Origin of the sequence: Vibrio sp. SALL6, assembly GCF_002002385.1 — a bacterium.
Classification (GTDB): domain Bacteria; phylum Pseudomonadota; class Gammaproteobacteria; order Enterobacterales; family Vibrionaceae; genus Vibrio; species Vibrio parahaemolyticus.
Map to the genome: position 1 here is coordinate 1 of NZ_MQVK01000071.1, position 952 is coordinate 952.

Consider the following 952-nt stretch of genomic DNA (forward strand, 5'->3'; position numbering starts at 1 on the left):
ATTAACCTAGAAGACTTAGCGCTGAGTTTGGCGCTTGTTTCGCTTGCGCAAGGATTGAGCTTGACGCTTGCGATAGAATTTGTGACTTGGTCATTGCCGTCGTTTCTTTCGCGAAGTCGGTATCTTTGATACGGCTCTTCGACGCGTTCACGTTCTCGTTAATGTTGTCCAAGTTGCTGATTGCATGGTTGAAACGGTTCTGGAATGCACCCAGCTCTGCACGGTGGCTGTCTACGTATTTCAGTGCCGCATCAATGATTGCTACTGATTCTTGTGCGCCGCCAACTGAAGTTACATCGATAGTATCAACCGTAACGTTTTTCTTATCGTCGCCTAAGCCTAGTTCACCAGACAGACCGCCAGAGAATGACACTTCGCCTTCTACTTTGTTGTTACCAGCAAAGATTTGCAGTTTGCCATCTTGGTCTACTGACGCTTTCACTAGGTCTGTTTGACCGTTGATGTACGTTGCTAGCTCTTCGATGTCATCGCCCGCTTTCGCGTTGATGTTGATTTCTTGCTCTTGACCAAAGCTGTCAGTTAGGCTGATTTTTAGGTCGTTTTTGCCTTGTGCAACGTTCCAGTCTTTGCCTTTACCGCTTTCAGCTTGGTAGCTCACACCACCCATCATTTTGTTGTCTGAGCGCATGTCTTTAAGCTCAAGCATTACTGCTTCACCGTTATCAGCACCGATTTGGAACGATTTCGCACCATGTGTGCCGTTTAGTAGCTTGTTACCACCAAAAGATGTGGTTTCTGCGATACGGTTTAGTTCGTCGTTTAGTGCTGTCACTTCTTCTTGAATCGCAACGCGCTCTGCTTTCGAGTTTGAGCCGTTTGCTGATTGTAGAGACAGGTCACGCATACGTTGTAGGATGTTGGTGGTCTCGTTCATTGCACCTTCAGCAGTTTGTGCAATAGAGATACCGTCGTTCGCGTTGCGAACAGCCAC

General features: G+C 47.3%; 1 protein-coding gene. It reads right to left on the bottom strand.

Annotated features, from left to right (window positions below; translation table 11 throughout):
* Nucleotide 1: 1 nt before the first annotated feature.
* Nucleotides 2-952 (bottom strand): flagellin (locus BIW15_RS23955; RefSeq protein WP_077281757.1); only part of this gene is annotated, 951 nt, incomplete at its 5' end.